Below are 6,850 nucleotides of genomic sequence, written 5' to 3'. Positions count from 1 at the left end.
TTATCTTGACAGTCTGCACCGACTCTCAGTCTCCTGCTGACGTCGATGCAACAGGACTGACGGAGGCGCTATCCAGGCCGGCCGCAGCGCTCCCACATAGCTGGCGGAGGCCGGCCTGGATAGCGCCGGGCAAGTTGAACTCCTTCGTTGAAGCTGGCTCCCCGGATGGGGGTCCGGGGGAAGGTTGAACAACTTGTGGACAATGTAATCGCAGCTTCAAGCATTACCATTCAGGAGCGCAGATCAGCGGAGGGCCTTGGCGCCCATGTCCCAATGATCCTGCGGGACGGGGCGCTATACGATCCTGATCTGGATCGCTTTTTCCGTGACCTTCCTCTCAACGGCATTCGCTCCCGCCATTCCCTTCGTGCCTATGGCTACGACGTTCTTGTCTGGGTTCGTTTTCTTTCGGAAGCCTGCGCGAAGACGGTATGGCAAGCTGACCGGCATGATGTCCTTGTCTATCACCGCATTCGCCGCCGCGCCGACGCCGGACAGCGCATCTCCGCAGCTTCCTGGAATCGCGCCGTCGCCTGCCTCGATCGGCTGTATCGCTGGGGTGTGCAGGAAGGACTGATTGCGGAGGCACCCTTCACGCATCGCTCGGTCTGGAGGCAGGGCTACGCTGGACGGCGGGCGCGGATTGCGGCAAGGAACGATGCTTATGAACCCGCAGCGCGTCGAGCGGACGTCAGTTTCGTCACGCTCGACGACTATCGGCGGTTTCGGGATGTCGGCCTGAGAGGGCTGCTCCCTGACGGCCGCACACGCCCCGGTGCCCGAGATCGCAACGGCATTCGCAATGCGCTTTTCTCAGATCTCCTGGTGACCACAGGCCTTCGGCTGGAAGAAGCGTCATCTCTCTTCACCTACGATCTCGTTTTCGCCGATCAGCGTCCGGGCCGTCAGATCTGGCTGGATCTGCCGGATGCCCAGACCAAAGGCGACCGTGGCCGCCAGATTCTCGTTCCCGCTCGACTGCTCGAACAGGTGCGCGCCTATGTCGATGTCGAACGTGCTCTTGCTGTCGCGAAGTTTCAGCAGCGCTCGGGATGGCAATCGATCGACCGACCGATCTTCGTTCACCGGGAGCGGCACGCTGCCCGGGTGCGATTGTTTGACGGCAGCGATATCGCGCTCGACCTGCTCGGCCCCGAGGAGCGCTGCCGGATCATTATCTGCGACAGCGACGGCACACCGAGCGAACCGGCGGTATTGTGGCTTTCAGAGATCGGCATGCCGGTGCAGCCGAACTCCTGGGAAGTCATTTTCGCCCGCGCCTCCAGCCGGTGCAGATCCTTCGGCTTCGACATCAGCATCAGTCCGCACCAGCTCCGCCACACCTTTGCTGTTCACATGCTGGCGATGCTCATTCAGCACCGCCTCCGCGATGCTACGCTGCCTGCCGGACCGATGGAGGGATACCGGCAGGTGCTCGGCGACCCTCTCCAGCAGGTGCAACGGCTTCTCGGTCATGCCAGCCTGACGACGACCTACATCTACCTCGACCACATCGCGACGCGCGCCGATACCGTCGATGCGGCCGTCGAGGAGCTCTTGGGATTGATCCCCTCGGAGACCACGCTGTGACGGGGCGCCCACGCAAGGGAACCGCGGTGCGTTTTGCGCCGGCCGATGGCGTTGTTCCCCCGCACGTCAGGGATCGGGTACTCGGTCTGCGCTTCAACATCGAGGCGCGCTATGGCGGGACGCTTGAGGTTGATCTCACCGGCGTCCATCCGCGACCCTTCGCCATCGCTTTTGCAGGGGCTCTGCGCCGGCAGTCCGAGCTTGGTGGTCCGCTAGGTGCGCGGAGTACAATCAAACAGCACTTGCAGGGCTATCTGAAGTTTTTCGCGTATCTGCGCGAGCATTCCACGGCAAAGACGGCCGCCGATCTGCGCGCTGACGATATTGATGGGTATGAGCACTTCCTCGAAGCCGGCGGGATGACCCCGATCCACCGGCACACTGTTCTGGCCAAAGCCATACTCGCCTTGCGCTCGATCGACGCGGACCAGCCTGGGCTTCTGCATGAGACCGTCCGCCGTCGCGTGAGCTACACCAGCACACAATCGGTCGGCCGATCCCGACCACGTGACGCTTATAGCCCCTTCGTCGCACGGCAGCTTCGGGACGCTGCCCGTAGCGACATCGCCAGGATATTCCGGCGGATCGGGAACCCGCTCGAGAGCGAAGATGGCGATGCCAATCTCCGCAGAGTGACCGAGGAAGCAAACGCTCGGATCATGGCCTCCGGCAGGCTCAGTAGCGGAGACCGTGCCTTCAAAAGCCTCTATTTCATGAGGCTACGTCGCGGTCTGCCGGTATCGAGCTTGGCCGAAGATCTCCACGCACGTTTCCATCTACGTGCAATGGATATTCCACCGCTTCTGACCTTCCTGTCGCTGGAGACCGGTCTGGAGTTGGAATGCTGCAAGGCGTTGACGATCGACTGTCTCCAGAACCCTGGGCCTGGGACCATCGCGATCTCCTATACCAAGCGACGTGCCCGTGGAGCCGAGCACAAGCATATTCGCGTCCGTGACGGCGGGATCGGAACACCGGGCGGCCTGATCCGCAAGCTGATTGAGGTAACGGCATTCACACGGCAATTCGTTCCGAGCGAGAACCTTTGGCTCTATTATTACACTGGGCGCAAGCAGCTTCGTGCAGGTCTGGAGCATCAGCAGGAGCTCGTGACCAGGTGGATTAGGGGGCATGATCTTGTCGATGACGATGGCCAGCCGCTCCGCCTCGTTCTTTCCCGCTTGCGCAAGACCCACAAGGCACTCTGGTATCTGAAGACCGAGGGCCATATGGCCCGCTTTGCCGTGGGGCATACGCCGGAGATTGCCGCACGACACTACGCCGATATTCCTTCATTGCGGCCGCTGCACGAAGCCACCGTGGCAGAGGCTTTTTCCGAAGTCGCCGCGGCCGCCGGCCCGGTGATCTTGGCGCCTGCGGATGAGGATTCCTGGCGTCTAAGCGACGACGCTTCCCAAGAGCGTGATGACCGCGATGGTATCCTGCGTGGTGAACAGGACGTTTGGCTGGCGGCATGTTCTGGTTTTGACCGCAGCCCGTTCGGAGAGCCAGGAGCGCCTTGCCCGCAACCCTTCTGGGGCTGTCTCGAATGCCGCAATGCGGTCATCACCGCGCGCAAACTGCCGGCGATCATCGCGTTCCGGCACTTCATCGAGGAGCAACGGGCCAGTCTCTCCGCCACAGACTGGGCGATGAAGTTTGGCCGTGCCCATGCCCGCATCGAAGAACAGATTCTGCCTGCATTTCCCGAGAGCATGATTGCCGCAGCCCGCCGTGAGGCGGAAGTGCATACCCTTTATCTACAGCCGGAGGCCCGGCAATGAGGGGATTGTCGCCAGCAACGTCCACCTCCCGGCAACTCGATCTGCGCCCGGTTCTTGCGTCCGCCCCGTTAAAGCCGGGGTTCGCGCGGGAAGCGCTTTCGCGCTACGGCGATCCGAGTTGGGATCTCGGACCGGCCGTGTTTCGCGAGAGCGCCCGTCGCTGTCATGTCACCGTGCATTTCGGGGCCGTCGAGGATGTAAGCGTCCGCGAAGCGTTGCGCGAACTTCTCTATGCCCGGCTGAACGTCGACCTGCCGGGTCACCGCAAGGTTCTTTCTCCCGGTAGTGTCCGGCAGGTCTTCAACCGCGCCCGACGCTTCTTCGAGTTCGTGCGTGATGAACTCGGTGTGGTCGATCTCCACCGCGTCGACCAGCCACTTCTTGACCGCTATGCCCGCCACCTCAAGGCCGACCGTGCTCGCCAGCCGGTCATTGTCACCCACCTGCTGGAGATCCCGTTCGATCTCTATGCCTACCGCGATGACCTTCCTTCCGGAGGGTTATCATTCCAGCCGTGGGCCGGGAGACCTCCTGCGCGCGTCGCGGGCTATCGTCAGGTTCACGAGAACCGGACACCGCGGATTCCCGAGGCGATCATATCGCCGCTGCTGGCCTGGTCGATCCGCTATGTCACCGAGTTCGCTTCCGATATCTTCGCCGCGCGCGAGGAGATGGACCGTCTCGAAGCTCATTGCGCCGCACTCATCGAACAGGACACCGCTCTCGATCACCAACACCGACGGCGCCAACAACGCAAGCGCCTTGAGGAGTATTTTGGGCGGCTTCGCAGCGAAGGTCGCGGAGTGCCAATCTGGGCGACCGCGCATAACGGCACATTCCTGCGGCATCCAAAGACCGGAGTGGTGTCGCCGCCGGTCAACTCGCATCTGCTTCACCTGCACGTCGGCATCGACGCGCAAGCTGAGCCGAGGATGCACATTCAACTGACCAACGGTGCGCCTCGCCAGATCAGGGCCGCGGTGCGCGAACTGGGTGTGGAAGCCGGCGGAATGGATACGCCGATCTCCATCCTATCGGATACCGGCAAGCCATGGCGGCCTCGCTTCGACGTCAAAGCTCTCGCCAAGGAAGAGAGGATGCTGCAATCGGCGGCCTATATCCTGTGCGCCTATCTGACCGGTATGCGGGACTGCGAGGTCCAGGCGATGCAGCGCGGATGTCTTTCCCTGACGCGCAGCGAAGACGGCATGATCATGCGCCATCGCGTCCGGTCAGTTGCCTACAAGGGCAAGTCAAGTCGGGGTGAGCCGGCCGATTGGATCACCATCGAGCCTGTAGCCAAAGCTGTCGAGGTTCTGGAACGCTTATCTCTCCGAGCCGCATCCGCGCGCGGACTTTCAACCCTCTGGCCAGTGCTCGCCGCCAAATCGGTCTGCAAGGATCACCTTTCGGCTGAGATCGTCCGTCAGCTCAATCATTTCCGTGACCATCTCAACGACCTGTTCGGCACGCCCGACCAACCCGCAATTCCCAATGGCCCCGAGGACAAGCCGTGGCGGATCACGACGCGGCAGTTTAGGCGCACGATCGCATGGCACATTGCCAACCGCCCCTTCGGCACGATTGCCGGCATGATCCAGTATAAGCATGCCTCTGTCGCCGCTTTCGAAGGTTATGCCGGCTCCAGCCGATCTGGATTCCGGGCCGAAGTCGAGAACCAGCGTAGTCTCGGCCAGCTCGACGACCTGCTGACCTATTTCGATGAGCGTCAGGCCGGAGCTAGGCTGTCCGGGCCTGCGGCGGCACGTATCGCGAAGACGCTCGACAACATATCGGACGACCTCGGTCCGCTTCCGGCCATGATCGCTAACCGTGCCCGGCTCCGAACGATGCTCGCGAGCCTCGCGCGGACATTGCATGTCGGGGTGCTGGCCGATTGCTTCTTTGATCCCGGAACCGCCCTGTGTTTGAAGCAAGCGACGGCCGTCGACAGCAAATTGCCGCTGACGGCCCTCTGTCAGCCAACCCGTTGTCCGAATGCCTGCATCACCTCCCGGCATCGGCCAGCATGGTCCCGTTCTGCCGATGACGCCAGAGCGTTGCTGAAGGAGAAGCGCCTGTCTCCCCTGCAGCGCACCGCACTGACGCAAGACCTCGAACGGATCGAGGGGGTTATAGACAGCATAAGTTGCGACGCGAACGCTGACGGCAGTGAAGTGGAATGATTTCGCCACTTGAGCAAAGACTGGAAACGAGCCCATTAAGGTCATCGGGCTTGCTCGAATCATGGGCCTGCGGTAGCTTCCTGAAACAGGCTTGGCCCGCGCCTCCTCCCTCCGGTTGGGGAAGTATCACACATACGGGGTGACGAAGATCATCGAACCATCTGTTCGAGCGTTCGCATAAGGAGGGATTGCGTTTCTGGCTCGGAATGGAGGTTCCGTGATGCGACTATCCGCACCGATCTATCAGTTGAAACGTCGGGCCAAACTGTTGTCCCGCGAAGACAATATCCCGCTGCATGAAGCACAGGACCGCATCGCCCGCGAAGAAGGGTTTACGACTTGGAGCCTGCTCTCCACGCGTCTGGCGATGAGTAAGCTCGACATCTCGCTGCTGCCAAGGCTTGAAGAGGGGGATATGCTCCTGCTCGGCGCTCGGCCCGGGCACGGCAAGACAAAGCTTGGATTGCAGCTTCTGCTCGATGCTGCCCGTGAAGGAAGGCGCACCGTCTTCTTCACGCTGGAGTATACCGAGCGGGAGGCAATGGAGCGCATCCGGTCGTTGGATGACGAGGTGCCGGCAAACACGCCAGAGGTTGTGACATCAGACGAAATCAGCGCTGATTTCATCGTCCAACACCTATCCGGCGCGCCACGCGGAACCGTTGCTGTCATCGACTATCTGCAAATCCTCGATCAACAGCGAAGCAAGCCTTCACTTTCAAATCAGATGAAAGTCTTGCAAGCGTTTGCGCACAGTTCCGGCGTCATTCTGGGATTCATCTCGCAGATTGACCGTTCCTTTGACCCGGAGCGTGCTCCGGTGCCAGGCCTCATCGACATCCGCCTTCCCAATCCTATCCCGGCAGGAATCTTCTCGAAGGCCTGTTTTCTACATGCAGGCGAAGTCCGGATTCAGCACATAGGTTGAACTGCTCTGCTGGGGCGAATGAATGACATCCTAGCAGATTTCTCAATGCCAGCTTTGTCCGCATTCTCCTCGTTCAGATCGACTGCGGGAACGTGGCTTTTCCACGCACCCGCAACGGTCCCGCGCTCGGATGGCGACCGCTCCCGGACAAACTAACCGGTGTTCAGCAGACCGCGTGAGACAGTAATATCAAAGGCCGGCGCCCTGAGGGGCGGCGGGAGAGGAAGAGGGATGCCGGAATCGAGTGACCTGTGAAGGAGTGAGAGAGACTTACTCCGTAAGTCACGAAGATTCCCCATGACCAACATCACCTCTTACGGCCAAAAACATCAAAATAGGGCTGGACTGTCAGGATATGTTGC

The 6,850-nt window shown here is 61.0% G+C and carries 4 protein-coding genes; all 4 read left to right on the top strand.

The features are described from left to right. The first annotated feature begins 165 nt into the window (after positions 1-165). The 4 genes from DFR47_RS21270 (at position 166) to DFR47_RS21255 (ending at position 6,488) form a co-directional block, all read left to right on the top strand. Positions 166-1,590 (top strand): tyrosine-type recombinase/integrase, encoded by a 1,425-nt coding sequence (locus DFR47_RS21270; RefSeq protein ID WP_113946517.1) that lies wholly within the window; start codon positions 166-168, stop codon positions 1,588-1,590. 26 nt (positions 1,591-1,616) lie between these two features. Next, positions 1,617-3,374 (top strand): hypothetical protein, encoded by a 1,758-nt coding sequence (locus tag DFR47_RS21265; RefSeq protein ID WP_245416678.1) that lies wholly within the window; start codon positions 1,617-1,619, stop codon positions 3,372-3,374. Then, complete coding sequence (locus tag DFR47_RS21260; RefSeq protein ID WP_113946515.1) at positions 3,371-5,560, top strand: integrase; 2,190 nt, start codon at positions 3,371-3,373, stop codon at positions 5,558-5,560. Before DFR47_RS21265 ends, DFR47_RS21260 begins: the two co-directional genes overlap by 4 nt. Before the next feature lie 220 nt (positions 5,561-5,780). Continuing rightward, positions 5,781-6,488, top strand: a complete 708-nt coding sequence (locus DFR47_RS21255) for a DNA helicase (RefSeq protein WP_113946514.1) — start codon at positions 5,781-5,783, stop codon at positions 6,486-6,488. The last annotated feature ends 362 nt before the right edge of the window (positions 6,489-6,850 follow it).

It is taken from the genome of Pseudochrobactrum asaccharolyticum, from assembly GCF_003314995.1.
In the GTDB taxonomy this organism is placed as follows: Bacteria; Pseudomonadota; Alphaproteobacteria; order Rhizobiales; family Rhizobiaceae; genus Pseudochrobactrum; species Pseudochrobactrum asaccharolyticum.
Note: the sequence above shows the minus strand (reverse complement) of the source record. Positions and strands in the feature narration are given on the sequence as shown.